This is a genomic window from Burkholderia paludis (genome assembly GCF_000732615.1).
GTDB lineage: Bacteria > Pseudomonadota > Gammaproteobacteria > Burkholderiales > Burkholderiaceae > Burkholderia > Burkholderia paludis.
Map to the genome: position 1 here is coordinate 1 of NZ_JPGL01000045.1, position 22,875 is coordinate 22,875.

The 22,875-nt window shown below is 68.9% G+C and carries 20 protein-coding genes; 5 read left to right on the forward strand and 15 right to left on the reverse strand.

Going from position 1 to position 22,875, the window contains the following annotated elements:
* The 3 genes from GQ56_RS47255 to GQ56_RS0124880 all read right to left on the reverse strand — a co-directional run.
* A partial coding sequence (locus GQ56_RS47255; protein WP_152601845.1) for an ESPR domain-containing protein occupies positions 1–102 on the reverse strand: 102 nt, incomplete at its 3' end.
* Between the two features lie 79 nt (positions 103–181).
* The gene (locus GQ56_RS0124875; RefSeq protein ID WP_235212757.1) at positions 182–1,825 is read right to left on the reverse strand and encodes a ShlB/FhaC/HecB family hemolysin secretion/activation protein; all 1,644 of its coding nucleotides are present in this window, start codon (positions 1,823–1,825) and stop codon (positions 182–184) included.
* A gap of 426 nt (positions 1,826–2,251) precedes the next feature.
* Positions 2,252–3,493 (reverse strand): YbfB/YjiJ family MFS transporter, encoded by a 1,242-nt coding sequence (locus GQ56_RS0124880; RefSeq protein WP_031401218.1) that lies wholly within the window; start codon positions 3,491–3,493, stop codon positions 2,252–2,254.
* A gap of 128 nt (positions 3,494–3,621) precedes the next feature.
* On the opposite strand from GQ56_RS0124880, the gene GQ56_RS0124885 reads away from it, so the two are divergent.
* Positions 3,622–4,536, forward strand: a complete 915-nt coding sequence (locus GQ56_RS0124885) for a LysR family transcriptional regulator (RefSeq protein WP_031401219.1) — start codon at positions 3,622–3,624, stop codon at positions 4,534–4,536.
* 138 nt (positions 4,537–4,674) lie between these two features.
* Here GQ56_RS0124885 and alaS read toward each other — a convergent pair whose 3' ends face one another.
* Positions 4,675–7,299: an alanine--tRNA ligase gene (gene alaS, locus GQ56_RS0124890; RefSeq protein WP_031401220.1), complete on the reverse strand. Its 2,625-nt coding sequence runs from the start codon at positions 7,297–7,299 to the stop codon at positions 4,675–4,677.
* 281 nt (positions 7,300–7,580) lie between these two features.
* Between alaS and GQ56_RS0124895 the strand changes: the two genes are divergently transcribed.
* Positions 7,581–8,801, forward strand: a complete 1,221-nt coding sequence (locus tag GQ56_RS0124895) for a CaiB/BaiF CoA transferase family protein (protein ID WP_031401221.1) — start codon at positions 7,581–7,583, stop codon at positions 8,799–8,801.
* A 52-nt stretch (positions 8,802–8,853) separates the two neighbouring features.
* Here GQ56_RS0124895 and GQ56_RS0124900 read toward each other — a convergent pair whose 3' ends face one another.
* Both GQ56_RS0124900 and GQ56_RS0124905 read right to left on the reverse strand, forming a co-directional pair.
* Complete coding sequence (locus GQ56_RS0124900) at positions 8,854–9,405, reverse strand: RBBP9/YdeN family alpha/beta hydrolase (RefSeq protein ID WP_031401222.1); 552 nt, start codon at positions 9,403–9,405, stop codon at positions 8,854–8,856.
* A gap of 181 nt (positions 9,406–9,586) precedes the next feature.
* Complete coding sequence (locus GQ56_RS0124905) at positions 9,587–9,796, reverse strand: ornithine acetyltransferase (protein WP_031401223.1); 210 nt, start codon at positions 9,794–9,796, stop codon at positions 9,587–9,589.
* A gap of 249 nt (positions 9,797–10,045) precedes the next feature.
* Here GQ56_RS0124905 and GQ56_RS0124910 point away from each other — a divergent pair, with 249 nt between their 5' ends.
* A complete protein-coding gene (locus GQ56_RS0124910) occupies positions 10,046–11,755 on the forward strand; it encodes a glutamine--tRNA ligase/YqeY domain fusion protein (RefSeq protein ID WP_031401224.1) in 1,710 nt (569 codons plus the stop codon).
* Positions 11,756–11,876: 121 nt separating this feature from the next.
* On the opposite strand, the gene GQ56_RS0124915 is transcribed toward GQ56_RS0124910, so the two are convergent.
* From GQ56_RS0124915 to GQ56_RS0124925, 3 genes are all read right to left on the reverse strand, one after another.
* The gene (locus GQ56_RS0124915; RefSeq protein WP_031401225.1) at positions 11,877–12,347 is read right to left on the reverse strand and encodes an NUDIX hydrolase; all 471 of its coding nucleotides are present in this window, start codon (positions 12,345–12,347) and stop codon (positions 11,877–11,879) included.
* An 11-nt stretch (positions 12,348–12,358) separates the two neighbouring features.
* Positions 12,359–12,745, reverse strand: a complete 387-nt coding sequence (locus tag GQ56_RS0124920) for a hypothetical protein (protein WP_031401226.1) — start codon at positions 12,743–12,745, stop codon at positions 12,359–12,361.
* 106 nt (positions 12,746–12,851) lie between these two features.
* Positions 12,852–14,237 carry a cytochrome-c peroxidase gene (locus GQ56_RS0124925; protein ID WP_031401227.1) on the reverse strand — a complete coding sequence of 462 codons (1,386 nt, stop codon included), beginning with the start codon at positions 14,235–14,237 and terminating at the stop codon, positions 12,852–12,854.
* Between the two features lie 225 nt (positions 14,238–14,462).
* Here GQ56_RS0124925 and GQ56_RS0124930 point away from each other — a divergent pair, with 225 nt between their 5' ends.
* Positions 14,463–16,049 carry an acid phosphatase gene (locus GQ56_RS0124930; RefSeq protein WP_031401228.1) on the forward strand — a complete coding sequence of 529 codons (1,587 nt, stop codon included), beginning with the start codon at positions 14,463–14,465 and terminating at the stop codon, positions 16,047–16,049.
* 163 nt (positions 16,050–16,212) lie between these two features.
* Here the strand turns inward: GQ56_RS0124930 and GQ56_RS0124935 are convergent, their stop codons facing one another.
* From GQ56_RS0124935 to GQ56_RS39560, 6 genes are read right to left on the reverse strand one after another with little or no spacing between them, the layout of a single operon-like run.
* On the reverse strand, positions 16,213–17,667 hold the full coding sequence (locus tag GQ56_RS0124935; protein WP_031401229.1) for an alginate export family protein: 1,455 nt from the start codon (positions 17,665–17,667) through the stop codon (positions 16,213–16,215).
* Positions 17,664–18,359, reverse strand: coding sequence for a YoaK family protein (locus GQ56_RS0124940; RefSeq protein WP_031401230.1), 696 nt, complete (start codon positions 18,357–18,359; stop codon positions 17,664–17,666). The genes GQ56_RS0124935 and GQ56_RS0124940 overlap by 4 nt, the downstream gene beginning before the upstream one ends.
* Entirely contained in the window at positions 18,356–19,273 is a 918-nt protein-coding gene (locus GQ56_RS0124945; protein ID WP_031401231.1) for a VOC family protein, read from the reverse strand. The genes GQ56_RS0124940 and GQ56_RS0124945 overlap by 4 nt, the downstream gene beginning before the upstream one ends.
* Positions 19,274–19,299: 26 nt before the next feature.
* Positions 19,300–19,761, reverse strand: coding sequence for a DoxX family protein (locus GQ56_RS0124950; RefSeq protein ID WP_031401232.1), 462 nt, complete (start codon positions 19,759–19,761; stop codon positions 19,300–19,302).
* Between the two features lies 1 nt (position 19,762).
* The gene (locus tag GQ56_RS0124955; RefSeq protein ID WP_031401233.1) at positions 19,763–21,652 is read right to left on the reverse strand and encodes an amidohydrolase; all 1,890 of its coding nucleotides are present in this window, start codon (positions 21,650–21,652) and stop codon (positions 19,763–19,765) included.
* An 18-nt stretch (positions 21,653–21,670) separates the two neighbouring features.
* Positions 21,671–21,838, reverse strand: a complete 168-nt coding sequence (locus GQ56_RS39560) for a DUF1427 family protein (RefSeq protein WP_034198092.1) — start codon at positions 21,836–21,838, stop codon at positions 21,671–21,673.
* Between the two features lie 113 nt (positions 21,839–21,951).
* On the opposite strand from GQ56_RS39560, the gene GQ56_RS0124965 reads away from it, so the two are divergent.
* Positions 21,952–22,875, forward strand: coding sequence for a LysR family transcriptional regulator (locus GQ56_RS0124965; protein WP_031401234.1), 924 nt, complete (start codon positions 21,952–21,954; stop codon positions 22,873–22,875).

Sequence of the window (22,875 nt, forward strand, 5' to 3'; positions counted from 1 at the left end):
GCGCTTGCCGCTGCCCGTCTTGCCCCGACGGCGCGCCGTTTCGCTCACCGCGCACCAGCCGCCCTGCGCGTCGTTCCATACCAGTGAATAAGCCTTGTTCATTTGGAGTCCTTTTTATTCGATTGATAAATTATTCGATTGATAAATGTTCGTGCGAAATAAAACCGCCGATCACGCCTGCTCAGAAATACTGAGCAGCCTGAACCCATACGCTCGGCGCGCGGGTCGGCGAATCGCCGCCCCGGCCGAGCGGCAGTGCCGCCGTCAGCGAGACCTGCCGCTTGGTACCGAACCAGCTCGCACCGATACCCGCCGCCTGCATGTGTTTCGTATTCCGTTCGTTCGTCCATGGACGCCGGCTGATCTGCACGGCGCCCGCGTCGACGAACATGCTGACCTGCCACCCCGGCGCGGCGAGATAACGCAATTCCGCGCTGGCCTGCCAGCCCTGGTCGCCGCTCCCTTCGCCGAGCGCGTACGCACGCACGCCGTACGGGCCGCCCAGACTGAATTGTTCGGAAGAGTCGAGATTGCGCGACGCGAGCTGTGCGCCGACCTGCCCGTATAGCTGGAACCGGCCGCCCAATGCCTGAATCCGCTGCAGGTCCAGATTGAGCTTCTTGAAGCTGCCGATCGTGTTCGTCAGCGGATTCGCCTGAAGCAGGTCGCTGCTGCGCAAGCGCCCCACGCCGAACATCACCGAGAAACCGGTGCGGCCGCCGCCCAGCCAGCCGTCCTGGCCGTTGCCGCTGAGCCCGAAGGTCCACAGGCCGACATTCTTGTCGTTCACCAGCGAGACCATGCCGTAGGTGTCGTGCAGGTTCTTGTTCTCGTATTGCACCTGCGCCGTGACGCTGAGATCGCGCGCCCGCACGAGCGGTTGGGCGACGTAGACGGTCTGCACGCTGGCGCGCCCGCTCAGCTCGACATCCGCAAAGCGCCCCGCCACCCGGTAGTTCAGCGACGAATACGCGACGCCGACCCGCGTGGATGCCGGCCCCACCGGCACCTGATAGGCGGCGCGGGAATAGCGTTGCCGCTCGTCGCTGACGAGCCCGCGCAGGCTCAGGCGATCGCCGAGCCGCAGCGGCGCATTGACGTCGATGCTGCCGGTGACGCGATAGCGCCCCGTCGACACGCCCCCGTAGTTGTCGAATTCGAGCGATCCGGAGGCCGGCGGCCCGCGTTCGGCGTCGACGACGAGATCGGTGGTGCCCGGTGCTTCGCCGGGGCGCAGCGTGCCGCGCGCGCCGACGCCCGCCAGATCGTCGAGCAGCAACAGGCTGCGTTCGAGGCTGGAGCCGCGGACGACGTCGCCCGGATGCAGCGCGGCCAGCGGCTGCCGCAACACGGCAGCGATCACGCGGGACTGGTTCTGGATCTCGATCTTGCCGTAGCGCCCCTCGGCGACTTCGATGCGCACGACCCCGTTCTCGATGTCCTGCTTCGGCAGATAGGCGCGCGCGAGCACATAGCCGCGCTCGCGATAGTAGGCAGTGATCCGCTCTGCCGCGCTTTGCAGGTCGGCAAACGTGAGCGAATCGCCTGCCAGCCCGGCGACGAGCGCCTGCAGCGTGGCCGTGTCGAATACGGTGTTGCCGCTGACGTCGAACGCGCGCACGGCGATGCGCGGCCCGGCGGCCGGTTGCGGCTGCGCGGCGCTTTCGGAGGGGACGATCTCGAGATCGGGGGCGGCTTCCGGCGGCAGCGCCGGCCGCGACGTTTCGACGTCGCGCATCGTCGCCCCGGCAGTCGGCACTTGCGCGTGCGCCTGCCCGGGCGCGCTCGCGACGCCCGCGCCCCACAACAGCGACAGGCACAGCATGCCGCCAGCGCTTCGAAGCGCGCGCGGAACACCGCGACCGTCGATGGATACGGCCGGCGCACCGGCTGCACACACCCCCGCGACGACAACACTGCCGATGTCATTCCGGCAACGGACGACGATTCTTCGTTGATCTACCCACATGCGCCACAGCATCCGAAGTGCAGTCGCCGGAACGCTCCGGCGATCAATTTATTCGGCGGATGCTACAGACAGACAATCGGGATGTATGTAGATCAGGTACGAAATTTACGCGGTAATTCTCGTTCAAATGCAGTCGCGTACTAAGTCACTTTCTTCAAAGATAGCAATCCTATTGATCTGTCCCGACCGGACAGGCATCGTTCGTGCGTGATCGACGCGTCGGCCGCACCAGCCGGCCCCCTCTCGACACGACATGCGCCGCGACGGCGACCACCGCCGGCTTCACGCGCGCCGATGCGCGGCGGTCGCCGCCGCGAGTGCCGCGAACCCCGCCGCCCCGGCGAGCAGCGCCGCGGCCGCGACCCACAGCGCCGGCGTGAACGATCCGTATCGGGCAACCAGCGGCGCCGCCACGAGCGGCCCCGCGATCTGCCCGACGCCGTACGACGCGGTCGCATAGCCCATCAGCCCGGCCGCGCGCTCGCCGTGCAGACGCCGCGCCTCGCGCATCGCGAACAACGTGATCGCGGTGAACGGCAGGCCGAGCAACGCACTGCCGACCGAAAAGCCGGCCGCATTCGGCCATACGATTCCGGCCGCGATGCCGAGCGCCTGCAACGCGCAGCCGGCCGAGAGCAGCAACCGGTTGTCCCAGTGGCCGGGCAACCGCGAAGCGGCGATCGCGCCGACGATCAGCGCCGCGCCGAACATCGGCCAGAACAGGTCGGGCCACGGCGAAGCGGCCGGCAGCGCGCCGCGCGCGATCACGGGCAGGAATGTCGCGGTGATGATGTAGCCGAAGCCCGGCATGCCGTACAGCACGACGAGCCACGCGGCGTCCGCGCGGTGGCGACGTGCGCCGGCCGGCGCCGCGGAAGCTGCCGGGGTAGCGACAGCCGCGTTCACGGCCGCTCCGACGGCGGGCACGACCGCAAACGTGCGCCAGATCGCGACCGACAACACGGCCGACAGCGCCGCGAAACCCAGCCAGCCGGTCGCCGCGCGATGGCCGGCCAGCACACTGCCGATCAGCCCCGTCGCCACGATGCCGACGCCGGGCCCCGCGTAGATCACCCCGCTCCACTCCGGCGCGTACAGTTCGGCCAGCCGCTTCAGCCCCCATTGCGACATGAACACGAACGTCCACGCACTGACGACGCCCGCGACGAAACGCACCGCGAGCCACAGGGGCAGCGGATGGCCGACGCCCATCGCGGCGGTGAGCAGCACGGTGGCCGCGAGACCGAAGCGGACCATCCGCGCGGGCGCGACGCGCAGCGCCGCGCAACTGACCGCGCCGGCGAAATAGCCCGCGTAGTTCGCCGACGCGAGCCAGCTGCCGGCCTTCAGACCGATCGAGCCGTCGGCAAGCATCAGCGGCAGCAGCGGCGTGAACGCGAAGCGACCGACGCCGAGCACGATCGCGAGGCCGGTCATGCAGGCCAGCGCGACCACGCGGGCTTGGCGGTCGGCTTCGTCTGACGAAAGCGCGTGGACGGCGGACGGTGCATCGGGACGGGACATGGCGGCGGCACGGGCCGCCGCATGCGATGCGCCGGCCGGAACGGAAATCGGGACGACCTCATCCTAGCTTGACCAGATGTTCTCGAAAAATGAATAATCAAGAACACATCCATCCCTCGGAGAGAATCATGGATCTGGCGGCACTGGCGATTTTCCGGGCGGTCGTGCGCGAGAACGGCGTGACGCGCGCGGCGGCCAAGCTCAATCGCGTGCAGTCGAACGTCACGACGCGGATCAAGCAGCTCGAGGAGGAACTCGGCGCGGCGCTGTTCGTGCGCGACGGCCGCCGGCTCGTGCTGACGCCGGCCGGGCATACGCTGCTGCCCTACGCGGAGCGTCTGCTCGCGCTCGCCGACGAGGCGCGCGACGCGGTGCGCGAGGACACGCCGCGCGGGCGGCTGCGGCTCGGCACGATGGAAAGCACGGCGGCGAGCCGCCTGCCGGCCGTGCTCGCGCGCTATCACCATGCCTGGCCCGACGTGTCGCTCGAACTGGTGACGGGCACGACCGGCTGGCTGATCGACCGCGTGCGCGACTTCGAGATCGACGCCGCGCTGTTCGCGCGCCCGCCCGCGCCGGAGACGCTGCCCGACACGTTCGAGACGGCGCCGATCTTCCGCGAGGACCTGGTGCTGCTGACGCCGCGCGGCCATCCGCCGGTGCGCACGCCGCGCGACGTGATCCTGCCGACGCTGATCGCGTTCGAGCGCGGCTGTACCTACCGGAAATACGTCGAGCAATGGTATGCCGCGCACGAGGTGAAACCGGCGCGCGTGCTCGAACTCGGCTCGTATCACGCGATCGTCGCCTGCGTCGCGGCCGGCGCGGGCATCGCGGTCGCGCCGCGTTCGGTGCTCGACCTGCAGCCCGAGACCGGCAACATCGCCGCGCACACGATTCCCGCACTCGAAGGCATCGATACGCTGCTCGGGTGGCGGCAAGGGTATGCGTCGGCGGCGCTCGCCGCGCTGCGCGATGCGCTGGTCGACGCCGCCCGGCAACCCGGCGGTGCGGCAAAGCCGCCGGTGGCCGTGCCGGCCTGAAGCGCCGGGCAGCCGCAGCCGCGCCCGCGCCGGCCGGCCCCGCAAACGCGAAGGCCCGACCGGCATCAACCGGTCGGGCCTTCGTATTTGTCACGCGATGCCGCCGTCAACCGGACGGCATCGTATCGGCTGCGACGATCAGAGGCGTTCCTCGACCCAGCCCTTCACGCCGGCCAGCGCACCCGGCAGGTTGTCAGGCTCGGTGCCGCCCGCCTGCGCCATGTCCGGACGGCCGCCGCCCTTGCCGCCCACCTGCTGCGCGACGAAGTTCACGAGCTCGCCGGCCTTGACCTTCTTGCTCGCGTCGGCCGTGACGCCCGCGATCAGGCTGACCTTGCCGCCTTCGACGGCCGCCAGCACGATCGCCGCGCTCTTCAGCTTGTCCTTCAGCTTGTCGACCGTTTCGCGCAGCGTCTTCGCGTCGGCGCCGTCGAGCGTCGCGGCCAGCACGTACACGCCGCCGATTTCGACGGCCTGCTGCGCGAGCTCGTCGCCCTGGCTCGATGCGAGCTTCGACTTCAGCGCGCCCAGCTCCTTCTCGAGCGACTTCACCTGGTCCTGCACCTGCGCGATGCGCTGCGTGAGCTCCGACGGCTGCACCTTCAGCGCGGCCGCGGCTTCGTTCACACGGGTGTCGAGCGCCTGCACGTAACGCAGCGCGTTGTCGCCGGTGATCGCCTCGACGCGGCGGATGCCGGCCGCGACGCCGCCTTCGACGATGATCTTGAAGAAGCCGATGTCGCCGCTGCGGCTCACGTGCGTACCGCCGCACAGCTCGCGCGAGAAACCGAGGTCGAGCACGCGCACTTCGTCGCCGTACTTCTCGCCGAACAGCGCCATCGCGCCGCCCTTGACCGCTTCGTCGTACGGCATCACGCGCACGATGCCCGGTGCGTTCGCGAGGATTTCGGCATTGACGATCTGCTCGACGCGACGGATTTCGTCGTCCGTCATCGGCGCGTTGTGCGCGAAGTCGAAGCGGGTCTTTTCCGCATCGACCAGCGACCCCTTCTGCTGCACGTGCGCGCCGAGCACTTCGCGCAGCGCCTTGTGCATCAGGTGGGTGGCCGAGTGGTTGCGCTGCGTGCGCGCGCGGCGATGCGCGTCGATCTCCGCGCGCAGCACGTCGCCGACCTTCAGCGCGCCCTGCTCCAGCGTGCCGTGGTGGCCGATCACGTCGGCCTGCACCTTCAGCGTGTCAGCCACCGCGAAGCGCGTCGACGCATTCGCGAGCACGCCCTGGTCGCCGACCTGGCCGCCCGATTCCGCGTAGAACGGCGTGTGGTCGAGCACGACGACCGCGTCCTGGCCGGTTTTCACTTCGTTCACCGACGAACCGTCGACGTACAGCGCGACGACCTTCGCGTCGTCGAACGCGATTTCCTCGTAGCCGTGGAACGTGGTTTTCGCGCCCGTGTATTCGAGGCCCTGCGTGGCCTTGAACTTGCCGGCCGCGCGCGCCTGCTCGCGCTGGCGCGCCATCGCGTCGTCGAACGCCGGCTCGTCGACCGTCATCCCGCGCTCGCGGCACACGTCGGCCGTGAGGTCGAGCGGGAAGCCGTAGGTGTCGTGCAGCTTGAACGCGAGCTCGCCGTCGAGCACCTTGCCGCCCTTCGCCTCGACGTCGGCCAGCGCGGCCTCGAGGATCGACATGCCGTGCTCGATCGTCTCGAAGAAGCGCTCTTCCTCCTGGCGCAGCACGTCGGTCACGCGCTGCTCGGCTTCCTTCAGCTCCGGATACGCGACGCCCATCTCGGCGACGAGGTCGGCCACCAGCTTGTGGAAGAACGCGCCCTTGCGGCCGAGCTTGTAGCCGTGGCGGATCGCGCGGCGCACGATCCGGCGCAGCACGTAGCCGCGGCCTTCATTGCCGGGGATCACGCCGTCGACGATCAGGAACGAGCACGCGCGGATGTGATCGGCGATCACCTTCAGCGAGTTGTTCGTGAGGTCGCTGATCTCGGTCACGCGCGCGGCGGCCTTGATCAGGTTCTGGAACAGGTCGATCTCGTAGTTGCTGTGCACGTGCTGCAGCACCGCGGCGAGACGCTCGAGGCCCATGCCGGTGTCGACCGACTGCTTCGGCAGGCGCGTCATGTTGCCCTGCGCGTCGCGGTTGAACTGCATGAACACGAGGTTCCAGATCTCGATGTAGCGGTCGCCGTCTTCTTCGGGCGATCCCGGCGGGCCGCCCCACACGTCCGGGCCGTGGTCGTAGAAGATTTCCGTGCACGGGCCGCACGGGCCCGTGTCGCCCATCGTCCAGAAGTTGTCCGACGCGTAGCGCGCGCCCTTGTTGTCGCCGATGCGGATGATGCGCTCGGTCGGCACGCCGACTTCCTTCGCCCAGATGTCGTACGCCTCGTCGTCTTCCTGGTAGACGGTGACCCACAGCTTGTCCTTCGGCAACTGGTAGACCGTGGTCAGAAGCTCCCACGCGAAGCGGATCGCGTCGTGCTTGAAGTAGTCGCCGAACGAGAAGTTGCCGAGCATCTCGAAGAACGTGTGGTGGCGCGCCGTGTAGCCGACGTTCTCGAGGTCGTTGTGCTTGCCGCCCGCGCGCACGCTGCGCTGCGCGGTGGTCGCGCGCGAGTACGGGCGCGGATCCGTGCCGAGGAAGACGTCCTTGAACTGGACCATGCCCGAGTTCGTGAACATCAGCGTGGGGTCGTTACCGGGCACGAGGCTCGACGAGCGGACGATCGTGTGGCCCTTCGATTCGAAGAATTTGAGGAATTTCTCGCGGATTTCGGCAGCTTTCATGGCGTGCGGGGACAGTCTGGCAAAGACGGCTTCAAACGCCGGCGCCCTGGGCGGGGCGCGGCGGCATGGATTTGGAAACGATCGATTATACGGGATCGGGGCCGGCTTCCGGGCAAAGCGCGGGCAAAGCGGCCGGGCCCTTCCCGGGTCCGGCGCCGGCCCGCGACCGGCGCGAGCGGGCGCCCGGCCCCCTGCGCGGCCGATTCGCCTTAAGATGCTCGGCATGCCAATCGGCCGTGCCCCGGCAAGGCAGGCCAGCCATGAAAGGAGACGATTCGACGATGGGTGCCCTGAGCCATATCCGCGTGCTGGACCTCACCCGCGTGCTCGCGGGCCCGTGGTGCGCGCAGACGCTCGCCGATTTCGGCGCGGACGTGATCAAGGTCGAGCGCCCGGGCGCCGGCGACGACACGCGCCACTGGGGGCCGCCGTACCTGCAGGACGCGGACGGCGCCGACACGGCCGAAGCCGCGTACTACCTCGCGGCGAACCGCAACAAGCGCTCGGTGACGATCGACATCGCGACGCCCGAAGGCCAGCGGATCGTGCGCGAGCTCGCCGCGCAGAGCGACGTCGTGCTCGAGAACTACAAGGTCGGCCAGTTGAAGAAATACGGGCTCGACTACGCATCCCTGCGCGCGGTGAAGCCCGATCTCGTCTACTGCTCGGTCACCGGCTTCGGCCAGACGGGCCCGTACGCGCACCGCGCGGGCTACGACTTCATCGTCCAGGGCATCGGCGGCTTCATGAGCATCACCGGCGAGCGCGACGGCGAGCCGGGCGGCGGCCCGCAGAAGGCCGGCGTCGCGATCGCCGACCTCTCGACCGGCCTCTACTCGACGATCGCGGTGCTCGCCGCGCTCGCGCACCGCGACCGCACCGGCGAGGGCCAGTACATCGACATGGCGCTGCTCGACGTGCAGGTCGCGCTGCTCGCGAACATGAACACCAACTTCCTCGCGAGCGGCAAGCCGCCGGTGCGCTGGGGCAACGCGCATCCGAACATCGTGCCCTACCAGACGTTCCAGACGCGCGACGGCTGGATCATCGTCGCGGTCGGCAACGACGGCCAGTTCCGCAAGTTCGTCGAGGCCGGCGGCCGGCCCGGGCTGGCCGACGACGAGCGTTTCGCGACGAACCCGTCGCGCGTGCGCCACCGCGACACGCTGGTGCCGATCCTCGCGGAGATGGTCAGGGCGCGCGACAAGGCCGACTGGATCGACGCGCTCGAAGCGGCCGGCGTGCCGTGCGGGCCGATCAACGATCTGGACGAAGTGTTCGACAACGAGCAGGTGATCGCTCGCGGGATGCAGGTGTCGCTGCCGCATCCGTGCGGCGCGGACGCGAAGCTCGTGCGCAACCCGATCCGGATGAGCGCGACGCCGCCCGACGCGCGCACGGCCCCGCCGCTGCTCGGCGCGCATACCGACGACGTGCTGCGCGACATGCTCGGTTACGACGACGCGAAAATCGCGGCGCTGCGGGCGAAACAGGCGATCTGAGCGCGGTTGCCGGCCCGGGTGCGCGCCGGCATGCTGCGTGCGCCGCGCGCCGTCAGGCGCGAGCCAATGCGTCGAGCCAGCCGCGCGCCGCGGGCCAGTCGCCGAGGCCGCTGTCCGCATTGATGTGGCCGCGCGGGCCGATGTCGTGGAAGGCGCTGCCCCATGCGTTCGCGCACGCGCGCGCGAACGCGGGCGACCCGTACGGATCGTCGCGGCTCGCCACGACGGCGGTCGGAAACGGCAGGCGCTCGTGCGGCACGGGCCCGAAGCCGTGCGCATCGTCCGGAAACGCGGGGCCGGCCGGATCGGGCAGCGCGACGAGCAGCGCGCCGCGTACTTTCGCGAGCGCGGCCGGGCGGGCATAGCGCGTCGCCCACCACGCGGCCGTCAGCGTGCCGAGGCTGTGCGCGGCGATCAGCACGGGGCCGGGCGCGGCCTCGACCGCGCGGTCGAGCGCGAGACACCAGCCGTTGCGGAATGCATGCTCCCAGTCGGGCATCGCGACGCGCGAGAAGCGTGCATCGGCGCGCTCCCAGCGGCTCTGCCAGTGGAGCGGGCCCGAGTTGGCGTAACCCGGCAGGACGAGAACGGGGAAATGGCTCATGGAAGGTGCGTCGACGCGTGAAATCGTTATGTGGCGTCGACGCAGTGTCGCACACCCGTTCCTCCCTGATGCTGCCTGTCTGAACGAAACCGGAAGGATGTGCGTGGGGTCGGGTCGGGACGCGCCGGGTGCGGCGTCGCGACCGGTGGCGAGCCGCCGTGCCGGCGGCCCGCGTCGTCGGTCAGCGTACGTTCGCGCCGACGATGCCGCCTGCCGCGGCGCCGGCGACCGTGCCGATCGGGCCGCCCGTGATCAGGTAGCCGAGCGCGCCGCCCGCGGCCGCGCCGATGCCGGCGTTGCGCTGGGCATGCGTCATCGCGCATGCGCCGAGCTGAGACAGGACCGCGACGATCACGGCGGTACGAACGACAAAAGTGGTCTTCTTCATCATGGTTCCAGGTATTCCCCGCCCTGCGCCCATCCGCACGACGGCATTCGATTCGGTGCCGCCATCATAGGGAAGGCCAAACAGCGCGGGCAATCCGATTTACGTCGTGTTACAGCCGACACAATATCGAGATAAACCGGCGAAACCGCCTTCCGCCGTGCCGCGAGCCGCGCGGGACGCACCCCGGTCAGGTAGAATCACGGGATTAAACCGGCGCGACGCGCCGACACAGACACAACCTGACGCCACCGCATGAGCACCGAACGCAACGACGCCCCCGCGGCTTCCAATTTCATCCGCAACATCATCGACGACGACAACCGCACCGGCAAATGGGGCGGCCGCGTCGAAACGCGCTTCCCGCCCGAGCCGAACGGCTATCTGCACATCGGGCACGCCAAGAGCATCTGTCTGAACTTCAGCGTCGCGCGCGACTACGGCGGCGTGTGCCACCTGCGCTTCGACGACACGAACCCGGAAAAGGAAAGCGTCGAGTACGTCGACTCGATCGTCGACGCGGTACGCTGGCTCGGCTTCGACTGGCGCAAGGACGCGGTCGATCATCAGTATTTCGCGAGCGACTACTACGACAGGCTGTACGAGTTCGCCGAGCTGCTGATCAAGCGCGGCAAGGCCTATGTCGACAGCCAGAGCGCCGACGAGATGCGCGCGAACCGCGGCTCGCTGACGGAAGGCGGCAAGCCGTCGCCGTTCCGCGACCGTACGCCGGAAGAAAACCTCGACCTGTTCCGCCGCATGAAGGCCGGCGAGTTCAAGGAAGGCGAGCACGTGCTGCGCGCGAAGATCGACATGGCTTCGCCGAACATGAACATGCGCGACCCGGTGATCTACCGGATCCGCTACGCGCACCACTACCGCACCGGCGACGCGTGGTGCGTGTACCCGATGTACGACTACACGCACTGCATCTCGGATGCGCTCGAAGGCATCACGCATTCGCTGTGCACGCTCGAATTCGAGGATCACCGCCCGCTGTACGACTGGGTGCTGAACGAACTCGCGGAGGCCGGCATCTTCTCGCGCCCGCTGCCGCAACAGATCGAATTCTCGCGGCTGAACCTCACGTACGCGATCACCAGCAAGCGCAAGCTGCTGCAGCTCGTCACCGAAGGCCACGTCGACGGCTGGGACGACCCGCGGATGCCGACGATCGTCGGCGTGCGCCGCCGCGGCTTCACGCCGGAGAGCATCCACCTGTTCTGCGACCGGATCGGCGTGACGAAGATCGACTCGTGGATCGACATGAGCATCTTCGAAGGCGCGCTGCGCGACGACCTCGACGACAAGGCGCCGCGCACGGTCGCGGTGCTCGATCCGCTGAAGCTCGTGATCGACAACTATCCGGAAGACCTCGAGGAAGCCTGCACGGCGCCGGTGCACCCGCACCACCCGGAGCGCGGCGTGCGCACGTTCCCGATCTCGCGCGAGCTGTGGATCGAGCGCGAGGATTTCGCCGAGAACCCGCCGAAGGGGTATTTCCGCCTGTTCCCGGGCAACAAGGTGCGCCTGCGCTACGGCTACGTGATCGAATGCACGGGCTTCGACAAGGACGCCGACGGCAACGTCACGGCCGTGCACTGCAACTACTTCCCGGACAGCAAGTCGGGCACCGAAGGCGCGAACAACTACAAGGTCAAGGGCAACATCCACTGGGTCAGCGCGAAGCATGCGCAGCCGGCCGAAGTGCGGATCTACGACCGCCTGTTCAAGGTGCCGCATCCGGACGCGGGCGGCGCGAACTTCCTCGAGGCGCTGAATCCCGATTCGAAGAAGATCGTGCAGGCCTACCTCGAGCCGGGCAACGCCGATATCGCGCCGGAAACGCGCCTGCAGTTCGAGCGCCACGGCTACTTTGTTGCCGATCGTGTCGATTCGAAGCCGGGCAAGCCCGTGTTCAACCGGATCGTCGGGCTGCGCGACAGCTGGGGCAAGCCGGCCTGACGGCCTGCCGCGCACGGCGTCGACAGCCGTCGTCGCGCGACCAGAAAAAAACCGGCCTCAGGCCGGTTTTTTTATTGCACGCATCGAAGCGGAACGCGGCAGCGAGCGCCGCCGCGCGCGGTCACGCGCCCGACAGGCGCCGATGCAGCGCCGCCAGCGACAGCTTCGTGCGGAACAGCCGCGCGAGGCTGCGGCTCACATACGCGTCGACGTCGCCCGGCACGGTCCAGCGGTACGCATCCATCTCGGGAATCATCGAACCGTCCCGGCGGCTCGGGAACAACGACGTGCACGTGCAGCGCGCGGGATCGATCTCGCCGTCGGCCACCAGCACCGCGAACAGGTGCAGGTCCTTGTCGTGCCGATACGCGAAGCAGCCGAGATCGACGAGCCGCGCCGGCGCGAAGACGATGCCGGTTTCCTCGAGCAGCTCGCGCAGCGCGGCATCGACCGGCGTCTCGCCCGGTTCGCCCTGCCCCTTCGGGATGTCCCAGTGCGTGGTGTCCGTCGCATGCGCGAGGAACACGCGGCCGGCCGCATCGAGAATCACGACGCCGCACGACACCGTGCGCGGCGCGCCGCTCCGCCTCATCGCGCGTGTGCTCAGCGCTTCTGCAACTGCCACTTGCCCGCGGCCGTCTTGCAGTAGACGGGCTTGAGCGTCATCGTCTGGCCCTTCGCGGTGATTTCGGTGGCGATTTCGCGGCAGGTCTTGCCGTCGCTCTCGGACGTGGACGGCGTCAGCTTCGCATCGATCTGCGTGCCCCGGCCGCTGCTCTGCCACGTCGTGGTCTCGCCGTCCTTGCCTTCGTCACGCACCTGCGCGGCGGCCTGGGCGAGCGACGCGCGGTCGGCCTTGGTGAAATAGCTGATCGGCGTATCGTTCAGGAAGTTCAGGTTGTTCTGCGCATGGGCGGGCAGCATCGCGGCTGCGCACGCGGCGCCGGCCAGCACGCGCGTGACGATGGAAAGGGATGCACGCATCGACATGTTGTTCTCCTTGGATGTTCGATCGAACGACGCGGTGCAGGCCGGCGAACCGGCACGCACCGCGCCCGTCAGCGAGCGAGCATAGCATGCGTGCCGTCGGCGCCGCCTAGTGCGCGGCCGGCGCGGCCGTTTGCGGATACCCGTCGGTCAGCGTGCCCAGGAACGCGATCACGTCCTTGATCTCGGCCGTGTCCAGCGCCGGCGCCTCGCCGCGCTTGCGGTCGAACGGCGCTTCGCGGTTGATGTTCGGCCAGTAGCGCTTCGGCAGGTCGTCGTAGATCTGCACCTTGCCGTGCACGACCGGGTAGAACTTCTCCGGATGGATGTCGCGTTCGACGTAGAAGCGCATGACGTCCTCGAGCGTGTGATACACGCCGTTGTGGAAGAACGTCTTGCGCAGCGCGACGTTGCGCAGCGACGGCGTGCGGAACAGCCCGCAGAATTCGTCGCGGCCCTTCAGGTCGGTGCGCTCCGGGCCGCACGCGCCGAGATCGTGGAAGCGCGGGTCGCGGTTGACGGGCAACGCGCGGTTGCGCGGCACCGCGATCGCGATCAGCCCGAAATCGCTGAACTGCGGCGGCGTGCCGTCGAGCGCGCGCTGGCTGATGTGGCAGCTCGCGCAATTGCCCTTCTTCTCGTCGTTGAACAACTGCAGCCCGCGCATTTCGGCCGGCGTGAGCTGCGCATGACCGGCGAGATACGCGTCGTACTTGCTCGTGTACGGCGAGAACAGCTCGGGCGTCTGCTCGAAGGTCTCGAGCGCGCGCAGCACGGCCTTGAACGTCGCCGCGTCGTCGTCCAGCACCTTCACGCCGAACACCGCGCGGAATTCGTCCGCGTACGGGGCGGCCTTCACGGCCTGCGCGACCTTCGCGGGCGAACTGTTCATCTCGAACGGCGACGTGAGCGGAATGCGCGCCTGTTCGGCGCCCGTATCGACGCGGCCGTCCCACGTGAGGCCGCCCGTCGGGCCCGCGTCGACGCTCTCGTCGCCTTCGTCGTCGGAATCGTGGAAGTGCTCGGTGAACTGCGGCACGCCCTGCAGGTACTTGAGCGACGGCACCGCGCGAAAGCCCGAGCGCTTCATGTCGTCGCCGCCGAACTGCACGGCCAGCGCGTTGGACGGCCCGAACGCGTGATCGGGGCTGTGGCACGACGCGCAGGCAAGCTTGCCGGAACCTGACAGCGTAGGGTCAAAGAAAAGTTGCTTGCCGAGCGCCGTCATCCGGCGCACGCCTTCGTAAACTTGTGCACGCGTCTGCGGCTGGTTCGTCGCGACCACCGCCCCCGTGGCGGAAGCCGTTGCGGACGCAACCAGATTCGCGGCGCCCGGCGCACTCGCCGCGCTCGCGGCCTGCCCGGATGGCGCCCCCGCGCCCGGCTGCCCGTCACAGCCGGCAAGGGTTGCAAGCGTGGTGGCCAGCGCGAGCGCGCCGGTCAGGTGCAGCCACGAACGCGCGAACGCGCCGGCTGTCGGTTGGCGAGGCTTCATCGAGTCGTCGGAAAGTGGGTTCATGAGCGGCCGGAGTTTATGTCAGCCGCATGACCGTTACATGACGGTCGATCGACAGCTAATCGAAAGGACGCCTACACCCGGCTGTCAAATCGAGCCCTCAAAATGCTTACAGCCGGACATGCCACGGTTACCCTCGCGAACCGGCGGTACACGGATGCTCCGGTTCCCCACGCGACAAGAGAGAGATAGAGAGTACAACGGATGAAAAACCACGCCTGGATTCGCTTTACACCGATCGCCGTTGCCGCGGCCGCCGCCCTCACCGCCTGCGGCGGCGACGACGTGCAGCAGCAAGGCCTGTCGACGGTGAAGAACGTCGTCGTGATCTACGCCGAAAACCGCAGCTTCGACAACCTGTACGGCAACTTCCCCGGCGCGAACGGCCTGCAGAACGTGACCGCGGCCAGCGCGCAGCAGAAGGACCGCAACGGCCAGGCGCTCGCGACGCTGCCGAAGGTCTGGGGCGGCCTGACCGCCAAGGGCGTGACGCCCGCCGTGACCGAGGCGATGACGGCCAACCTGCCGAACGCGCCGTTCGCGATCGACGATCCGAACGGCTTCAACACGTCGATGAGCGTGACGACGCGCGACCTGTATCACCGTTTCTACGAGAACCAGATGCAGATCAACGGCGGCAAGAACGACATGTTCGCCGCGTGGGCCGACTCGGGCGGCCTCGTGATGGGCCACTACACGCCCGACGCGACGAAGCTGCCGCTGTGGAAGATCGCGCAGCAGTTCACGCTCGCCGACAACTTCTTCATGGGCGCGTTCGGCGGCTCGTTCCTGAACCACCAGTACCTGATCTGTGCGTGCGCGCCGTTCTACGCGAACGCGGACAAGAGCCCGGCCGCCGGCTCGATCTCGGCCGTCGCGGCGGACGGCAAGTCGCTGCAGCTCGCGAGCAACTCGCCGGCTTCCGCGCTCGACGGCATTCCGAAGTTCGTGAATTCGGGCAACCTGACGCCGGACTTCTACGCGATCAACACGATGCAGCCGCCGTATCAGCCGAGCGGCAACAAGGCCGCCACGGGCGGCGACCCGAACCTCGCCGATCCGTCGGCCGCATCGACGCTGCCGCCGCAGACGCAGCAGAACATCGGCGACCTGCTGACCAACGCGGGCGTGTCGTGGGCATGGTACGGCGGCGCGTGGAGCCAGGCGCTGCAGGCCGCACAGAGCGGCACGGCGAACGTGATCTACGGCCCGAACATGACGGCCCCGAACTTCCAGCCGCACCACCAGCCGTTCAACTACTACGCGAACCAGGCGCCCGGCAGCACGAGCCGCGCGCAGCATCTGCTCGACGGCGGCACCGACGGCAGCGCGTTCATCAAGGCGATCGACGCGGGCACGCTGCCGCAGGTCTCGTTCTACAAGCCGCAGGGCAACCTGAACGAACACGCGGGCTACACGGACGTCTCGACCGGCGACCAGCACATCGCGAACCTGCTCGCGCACCTGCAGGCGAGCCCGCAGTGGAAGAACATGGTCGTGGTCGTCACGTACGACGAAAACGGCGGCTTCTGGGATCACGTGTCGCCGCCGAAGGGCGACCGCTGGGGCCCCGGCACGCGGATTCCGGCGCTCATCGTGTCGCCGTTCTCGAAGAAGGGCTTCGTGGATCACACGCAGTACGACACCGCGTCGATCCTGCGCTTCATCACGCGCCGCTTCTCGCTGCCGCGCCTCGCGGGCCTGCAACAGCGCGACGACGCGCTGAAGGCCAACGGCGCGCAGCCGATGGGCGACCTGACGAACGCGCTGCAGCTGTCGCCGAACCTGTAACGGCACGACGCGGCACCGGCCGGCATCGATGCCGGCCGCACCTGACGAAGGGCGACCCGGGTCGCCCTTCGTCGTTTCACGGATGCACGCGTGCCGGACGCCGGCCCCGGTGGGCGCGCTGCCCGGAGCCGTCGCATGCGAACCGCGCGCCGCGAGACGCGCGCTACCACCCGTACTTCATCTCGACGCCAATGTAATCGGCGTTGTGCCCGCCCGCCTGCCGGATCGCATCGCCGACCTGGAAGTGCACGGCCTCGATCGCGCCGATCAGGTTCGCGGCGATCGTCCAGTCCGCGCGCAGCTGCACGTACATCCCCGTCCACAAGCCGCCCTTGCCGGCCGTGCCCGGCACCACCGCGTTGCCCTGCTGGTAGACCGCGTCGCCGGTCGTCTCGCGCCACTGGAACCCGAGCGCGCCGAGCAGCGACAGCGCCGGCGACGGCTTCAGCGTCACCGACGGCTTCACGTGGATCAGGTTCGCGTAGCCGGTGAAGCCTGCGAGCGTGAAGTAATAGCCGTTCGGGAACAGCGGATTGAAGGTTTCGACGCGGCCGTCGTGCGGATGGCGATCGCCCGACGCCGCGTCGACCTGGAGCGCGACGCGCGGCGACCACGGCGCATCGAGCCGGTAGCCGGCAATCGAGCCCAACGCCCACGCGCGGATCGTGCTGCCGCCGACCGTGCCCGTCTGCAGCATCGTCTCGAGATCCCAGTCGAAGCGGCCCTGCGTGCCGGTGTAGCGCAGGTCCCACACGTCGCGCCGCTCGGCGCCGCTCGCATCGAGAAACCGCGCGTTGCCGCGGTTGTAGCGCGACCAGTAGCCCGACAGGTCGCCGGGCCCGACCGACTGCCGCTCGAAGCGCACGCCGCTGAACGTCAGGTCGCGGTTCGACACGTCGTCGAACGCGGACACGCTGCGGTTCTGCACCGGCTGCGTCGCATACGCGATGAAGCGCCATTTCCGGTATTCGTAGTCGGCCCACACCGCGTCGAACGCCTGCCGCACGTTCGGGCCGTCGCGCGCGGCGATGAAGCGCTGCAGGTCGAACGCCATCTCCTGCCGGCCGACGCGGAACTTGAACGTGCCGCCGCCGAGCGCGCCCGTGTAGGTCGCGAACGCCTGTTCGAGATCGAGCGGATTCCTGTCGACCGGCGCGATCGTGTTCTTGCCGAATGCGCGATCATCCTGCAACTGCACGAAGAACTGCCAGTGCGAACCGAGATGCGCATCGGCGTGCACTTCGACGCGCTGGATCAGGTACGTATCCGATTGCGCGGAACCGATGCCGAACAGCGGCGCGTCGTTGGTTTCCAGGCGCTCGCGCAGGTTCACGCCGAGCGACAGGTACGACGCCGGATCGTTGCCGAGCGGGATGTACTTCAGGCCGTCGAGCGGCGCGCGCGGCACGCACGGATTCGCGAGCGCCGACCAGTCTTCCTGCCAGCGGTTGAACAGCACGGCCGGCCGCGCGGCCGGGCACGCCGACGCGCTCGCGCCGCCGGCGGCGGCCGGCGCCGATTCCGCCCGCGCCGCATCGACGCTCGCGAACAGCAGCCCGGCCACCACCGACGCGCGCGCAACGCGGTCGAGACGCGCCCCGCCCCGCCGCGCAATCATGCACGCTCCGGCGCGGCCGGCCGGGCGGACATGCCCGTGCATGCCGCCAGCGCCACGAGTGCGCCGGCCGGCGCGAGCAGCGCCCAGAACCCGGCCTGGCGATAACCCAGCGCACCGGCCGCCGCGCCGAGTGCGAACGCGACGATCGCCGGCCACATCTTCGCGAAGCGCGCACGCGCCGCGGCGCGCACGCTGTCGGGCGTGCCGGCGGACAGCAGGTCGACGACGTCGAGAATCGCCTGCGTGACGTTGCCGGTCATCACCGTGTTCGGCACGCCGGTGCGCGCGATCACGCGCGGATGCGCGTTCTGCACGCCCATCGCGAACGTGCCGACGATGCCGGTCAGCAGCACCGGCAGGCCGTCGGACTGGATGACGGGCGACGCCCACACGCCGGCCGCGCAGAAGCCGAGCAGCAGCAAGCCCTGGACCGCATGCAGCGCACGCGCGCCCTGCCAGGCCGGCCGCCCGGCAAACGCGCGTGCGATCAGGCTGCTCGCGACCACCCCGCACACGAACGCCGGAAACACGCTGAGCTTCAGCAGGACGCCCTGCCCGAACCCCGCGGCGCCCGCGCCGATCAGCACGAAGTTGCCGGTCACGTGCGCGGTGAAAAGGCCGAACAGCGCGACGAAGCTCAGCGTGTCGACGAAGCCGGCCACCGCGGCAAGGATCGTGTCCTCGTGCTTCATCGCGCCGCGCCCGCGTGGATCTCCGCGATATAGCCGCCCGGGAACCGGACCAGCGCCGCGTCGCGGCCGTCCGACGTGTACTGCGGCACGAGCACGCTCACGCCCGCGGCCTGCGCGCGCTTCAGCGTCGCGGCGAGATCGGGCACCTCGTAGCCGGTCATCTCGCGGCCGAACGGGTACGGCAGATGGCCGTCCGTCGCGAGCACGGTCATCCTGCCGAAGCCGGATTCGATGCGGATGCGGCGATACGTGTCGCCCGGCCGGCCGATCTCGACGCCCGGGGCGTTGCGAACGTCCGACACGACCTTGCCGTGCGAGAACGCGACGAAGTCGCGCACCAGCGTGTCGGCGCTTTCCGGCGACACGTACACGCGGTTCTCGGGCACGGTCTCCAGCGCGTCGTAATGCGGCGCCTCGGTGTGCCAGTAGAGCTGCATGTTCACGCCGCCCGGCCAGCGGATGATCGCGTCGCGGCCGATCGGATCGGGGAACGTGTCGACGACCACGTCCGCGCCGTGCGCACGCGCCGACTTCATCGCGACATCGAGATCGGTGACGAGATAGCCGGTGCGCTCCGAACAGAACGGATACGGAATCGGCGTCTTGAAGCCGAACACCGAGATCGTGCCGGCCGGCGTGAGCACCAGTTGCGACATCGTCTGGCTCGGCGTGGGCGTGACCTGGAACACGCCCTGCTTCGATTTCTTGCCGCCGAACGTCGCGACGAAGCTGTCGGTGAATCGGTCGAAATCGTCGGGCGGCACGCACACGTGGGTCGTGTCGTACTGCGGGCCAACCGCCACGGCCGGCGTCGCGACGGCCTTCGCGGCCGGAGTCTTCGCGAAGGCGACGGGCGCGACGGCAAGCCCTCCCGCGATCATCACGGCGAGCAACACGGATCGAATGGTTTTCATGACAGGTTTTCCTGGTTGTTTCATCGTCATCGGGTGGTGCGGCCGTCGCCGGCCGGATGCTTCGCATCGGCGAGCAGGGTCGCGAGCACGAGTGCCGCGATCAGCCCGAGATGTTCGAAAAAGCTGTTGAGCGCCGTGAAATGCGCGGGGCCCGTGCGGTTCCAGAAGTCGTTCGCCACCGCCATCGCGACCAGCGTCAGCACGCCGAGGCCGCCGGCGCCGAGCCACGTGAAGCGGCCCAGCAGGATGCACAGCGAACCGGCAATCTCGACCGCGATCGCGAACGCCGCCCACAGTGCGGGCGGATGCAGGCCGAAATGCGCCTGCTCCGCCACCGCGCCGTCGAAATCCAGCGCCTTCGCGACGCCGCCGATCAGGTACGCGGACACCAGCGCGAGACGCGCGAGCGGCAGGACCCACGGCTGCGCCAGCAGCGCGTGGACCCACGCCGGGTTGCCGGTGCCGCCGGGGTTGGTCGGAGCCGCCATGTCAGACCGCCCAGCACGAGCAGCCGAACGCGCCCCAGAACCCCTTCGCGTCCGAGGTCGGCAACGCACTGCCCCACGCGCCCGCATGCGCATGCTGATGCACGTTGCACGCGTTCGCGCAGCCGCACATCGCGGCGGCCGCCGCGCGCTGCAGCGGTGCGCCGGCGCGCTGCGTCGCGCCCCAGCCGCCGTAACCGCCGTACTGGCGCACCGGCGACCAGTCCGGCATCGCCGGCGGAACCGGCGCATCGTGCGACGCGAACGGCCCCGCGCCCCACACGATCCTGCCGCCGACCACCGTCAGCAACGCGGACGTGTCGACGATCTCGTCCTCCGCGCAACTGAAGAAATCGCGATCCGGGACCACCAGGTCGGCAAGCTGCCCCACCGCGATGCGCCCCTTCCGCCCCTCCTCGTTCGAGAACCACGTCACGTACTCGGTCCACATGCGCAGCGCCGTCTCGCGGTCCAGCAGGTTGCGCTGCGGGTACAGGCGCAGCCCGCCGACCGTCCGGCCCGTCACGAGCCACGCGAGCGACACCCACGGGTTGTACGACGCCACCCGCGTCGCGTCGGTGCCGGCCGACACCTTGAGGCCCTTCGACAGCATCTTCGCGACCGGCGGCGTCGCCTCGGCCGCCTGTGCGCCGTAGCGCTCGACGAAGTATTCGCCCTGGTACGCCATCCGGTGCTGCACCGCGATGCCGCCGCCCAGCGCGGCGATGCGGTCCATCGAGCGCTCCGAGATCGTTTCCGCGTGATCGAAGAACCAGTTCAGGCCCGCGAGCGGGATGTCCCGGTCGACCTTCTCGAACACGTCGAGCGCGCGGCTGATCGTCTCGTCGTAAGTCGCATGCAGGCGCCACGGCCAGCGGTTCTGCGCGAGCACGCGCACGACGCCTTCGAGGTCGTCCTCCATCTGCGCCGGCAGATCCGGGCGCGCCACGCGGAAGTCCTCGAAATCGGCCGCCGAGAACACCAGCATCTCGCCCGCGCCGTTGTGGCGGAAGTAGTCGGTGCCGTCGTGATACTTCGTGCTCTTCGTCCAGTTCACGAAGTCTTCCTTCTCCGCATTCGGCTTCTGCGTGAACAGGTTGTACGCGATCCGGATCGTCATCTCGCCCGCGTCGTGCAGCTTGCGGATCACCTCGTAATCGTCGGGGTAATTCTGCGACCCGCCGCCCGCGTCGATCACGCCGGTCACGCCGAGCCGGTTCAGCTCGCGCATGAAGTGGCGCGTCGAGTTGTACTGGTACTCGAACGGCAGCTTCGGCCCCTTCGCGAGCGTCGCGTAGAGGATCGTCGCGTTCGGGTTCGCGAGCAGCAGCCCGGTCGGGTTGCCCGCCGCGTCGCGCAGGATCGTGCCGCCCGGCGGCTCGGGCGTGTCCTTCGTGTAGCCGACCACGCGCAGCGCGGCCGCGTTCAGCAGCGCGCGGTCGTACAGGTGCAGGATGAACACCGGCGTATCGGGGGCGGCCGCGTTGAGTTCGTCGATCGTCGGCAGGCGCTTCTCGGCGAACTGGTGTTCGGTGAAGCCGCCGACCACGCGCACCCACTGCGGCGCCGGCGTGATCGCGACCTGCCGCTTCAGCATGTCCATCGCGACCGCGAGCGAGCGCACGCCGTCCCAGCGCAGCTCCATGTTGTAGTTCAGGCCGCCGCGGATCACGTGGCAGTGGTTGTCGATCAGGCCCGGCAGCGCGCTGCGGCCGCCGAGGTCGACGACCCGCGTCGCATCGCCGGCGAGCGGCATCACGTCCGCGTCGCGGCCGACCGCCACGAAGCGGCCGTCCTTGATCGCGACGGCCGTCGCGACGGGGTTCGCGCGGTCGAGCGTCGTGATGCGGCCGTTGTGCAGGATCAGATCGGGTTGATTGTCAGTAGCGCTCATGAAGTGTCCTCGATGCAATCAGAAGCCGAGCCAGTGGCGGACCGGTGCGACCGCCGCGACGCCGATCAGCATGCCGGCCAGCCCGACCAGGGCGATCAGCGGCGGTGCGGGCGAGCGCACCTTGACCACGCTGTAGACGACGCCGACCAACGCGCCGGCGCCCAATGAAACTAGATACGATTCCATCCGCCCCTCCCGACTCGATTAGAATGACCCGCAATGCCGCCCGGGCGCCGTGCGCGGGCGGCGCGATCCGCCGCCGCCCCGTCGGCTTCGCTTTCCTGCCACGCTTTCCTGCCATGCAACATCTTCCCGATCTCGAAGCCTGGGCCATCTTCGCGCGCGTCGCGGAGACCGGTTCGTTCGCCAAGGCCGCCGACCTGCTCGGCGTGTCGCAACCGACCGTGTCGAAAGCGATCGCGCGCCTCGAAAAGCGCCTCGGCTCGATGCTGCTGTACCGCACGTCGCGCAAGCTGTCGCTCACGCCCACCGGCGAGCTGCTGCGCGACCGCGCGATCCGGCTGCTCGCCGACGCCGAGCTGATCGAGGACGAAGCATCCGCGCACGCACTCGAACCGCATGGCCTCGTGCGCGTGAACGCGCCGATGTCGTTCGGGCTGCGCCACCTGTCGCCGGTGCTGCCCGCGTTTCTCGAACGCTATCCGCGCGTCGACATCGACCTCGTGCTGACCGACCACTTCGTCGACATCGTGTCGGGCGGCTTCGACGTCGCGATCCGGATCGCCGAGCTGAACGACTCGTCGCTGCGTGCGCGACGCCTCTGCTCGGTACGCCGGCCGCTCGTCGCATCGCCCGCGTATCTCGACCGGCACGGCCGGCCGACCCATCCGGGCGAGCTCGACCAGCACGTGTGCCTGACCTACACGAACATCCCCACACCCGACTACTGGCGCTTTCGCCACGTCACGTCGAACGACGAATTCGGCGTACCCGTGCGCGGCCGCATCCGCACCAACAACGCGGACGTCATCGCCCCCGCGCTGGTCGCAGGCCACGGTCTCGCCCTGCAGCCGACGTTCCTGGTCTGGGATGCACTGCAACGCGGCGAGCTCGAGGAAGTGATGCACGACTGGAAAATCGCCGATATCAACGTCAACCTCGTGACACCGCCGGGCATGCTGCGCGCCGCACGCGTGACGGCCCTGCTCGACTTCCTCGTCGAACATCTGTCCCACGCGCCGTGGGCGCTGCCGCCCGTCTGA

Excerpts from the sequence above, each read along its gene's own strand:
- GQ56_RS0124935 (WP_031401229.1), bottom strand. The coding sequence starts at position 17,667 with ATGATTGCGCGGCGGGGCGGGGCGCGTCTCGACCGCGTTGCGCGCGCG.
- GQ56_RS39560 (WP_034198092.1), bottom strand. The coding sequence starts at position 21,838 with ATGGAATCGTATCTAGTTTCATTGGGCGCCGGCGCGTTGGTCGGCGTC.
- GQ56_RS0124925 (WP_031401227.1), bottom strand. The coding sequence starts at position 14,237 with ATGAAGCCTCGCCAACCGACAGCCGGCGCGTTCGCGCGTTCGTGGCTG.
- GQ56_RS0124950 (WP_031401232.1), bottom strand. The coding sequence starts at position 19,761 with ATGGCGGCTCCGACCAACCCCGGCGGCACCGGCAACCCGGCGTGGGTC.
- alaS (WP_031401220.1), bottom strand. The coding sequence starts at position 7,299 with ATGAAAGCTGCCGAAATCCGCGAGAAATTCCTCAAATTCTTCGAATCG.
- GQ56_RS0124965 (WP_031401234.1), top strand. The coding sequence starts at position 21,952 with ATGCAACATCTTCCCGATCTCGAAGCCTGGGCCATCTTCGCGCGCGTC.
- GQ56_RS0124900 (WP_031401222.1), bottom strand. The coding sequence starts at position 9,405 with ATGAGCCATTTCCCCGTTCTCGTCCTGCCGGGTTACGCCAACTCGGGC.
- GQ56_RS0124915 (WP_031401225.1), bottom strand. The coding sequence starts at position 12,347 with ATGAGGCGGAGCGGCGCGCCGCGCACGGTGTCGTGCGGCGTCGTGATT.
- GQ56_RS0124940 (WP_031401230.1), bottom strand. The coding sequence starts at position 18,359 with ATGAAGCACGAGGACACGATCCTTGCCGCGGTGGCCGGCTTCGTCGAC.
- GQ56_RS0124910 (WP_031401224.1), top strand. The coding sequence starts at position 10,046 with ATGAGCACCGAACGCAACGACGCCCCCGCGGCTTCCAATTTCATCCGC.
- GQ56_RS0124895 (WP_031401221.1), top strand. The coding sequence starts at position 7,581 with ATGGGTGCCCTGAGCCATATCCGCGTGCTGGACCTCACCCGCGTGCTC.
- GQ56_RS0124875 (WP_235212757.1), bottom strand. The coding sequence starts at position 1,825 with ATGCTGTGCCTGTCGCTGTTGTGGGGCGCGGGCGTCGCGAGCGCGCCC.
- GQ56_RS0124885 (WP_031401219.1), top strand. The coding sequence starts at position 3,622 with ATGGATCTGGCGGCACTGGCGATTTTCCGGGCGGTCGTGCGCGAGAAC.
- GQ56_RS0124920 (WP_031401226.1), bottom strand. The coding sequence starts at position 12,745 with ATGTCGATGCGTGCATCCCTTTCCATCGTCACGCGCGTGCTGGCCGGC.
- GQ56_RS0124955 (WP_031401233.1), bottom strand. The coding sequence starts at position 21,652 with ATGAGCGCTACTGACAATCAACCCGATCTGATCCTGCACAACGGCCGC.
- GQ56_RS0124930 (WP_031401228.1), top strand. The coding sequence starts at position 14,463 with ATGAAAAACCACGCCTGGATTCGCTTTACACCGATCGCCGTTGCCGCG.
- GQ56_RS0124945 (WP_031401231.1), bottom strand. The coding sequence starts at position 19,273 with ATGAAAACCATTCGATCCGTGTTGCTCGCCGTGATGATCGCGGGAGGG.
- GQ56_RS0124905 (WP_031401223.1), bottom strand. The coding sequence starts at position 9,796 with ATGATGAAGAAGACCACTTTTGTCGTTCGTACCGCCGTGATCGTCGCG.
- GQ56_RS0124880 (WP_031401218.1), bottom strand. The coding sequence starts at position 3,493 with ATGTCCCGTCCCGATGCACCGTCCGCCGTCCACGCGCTTTCGTCAGAC.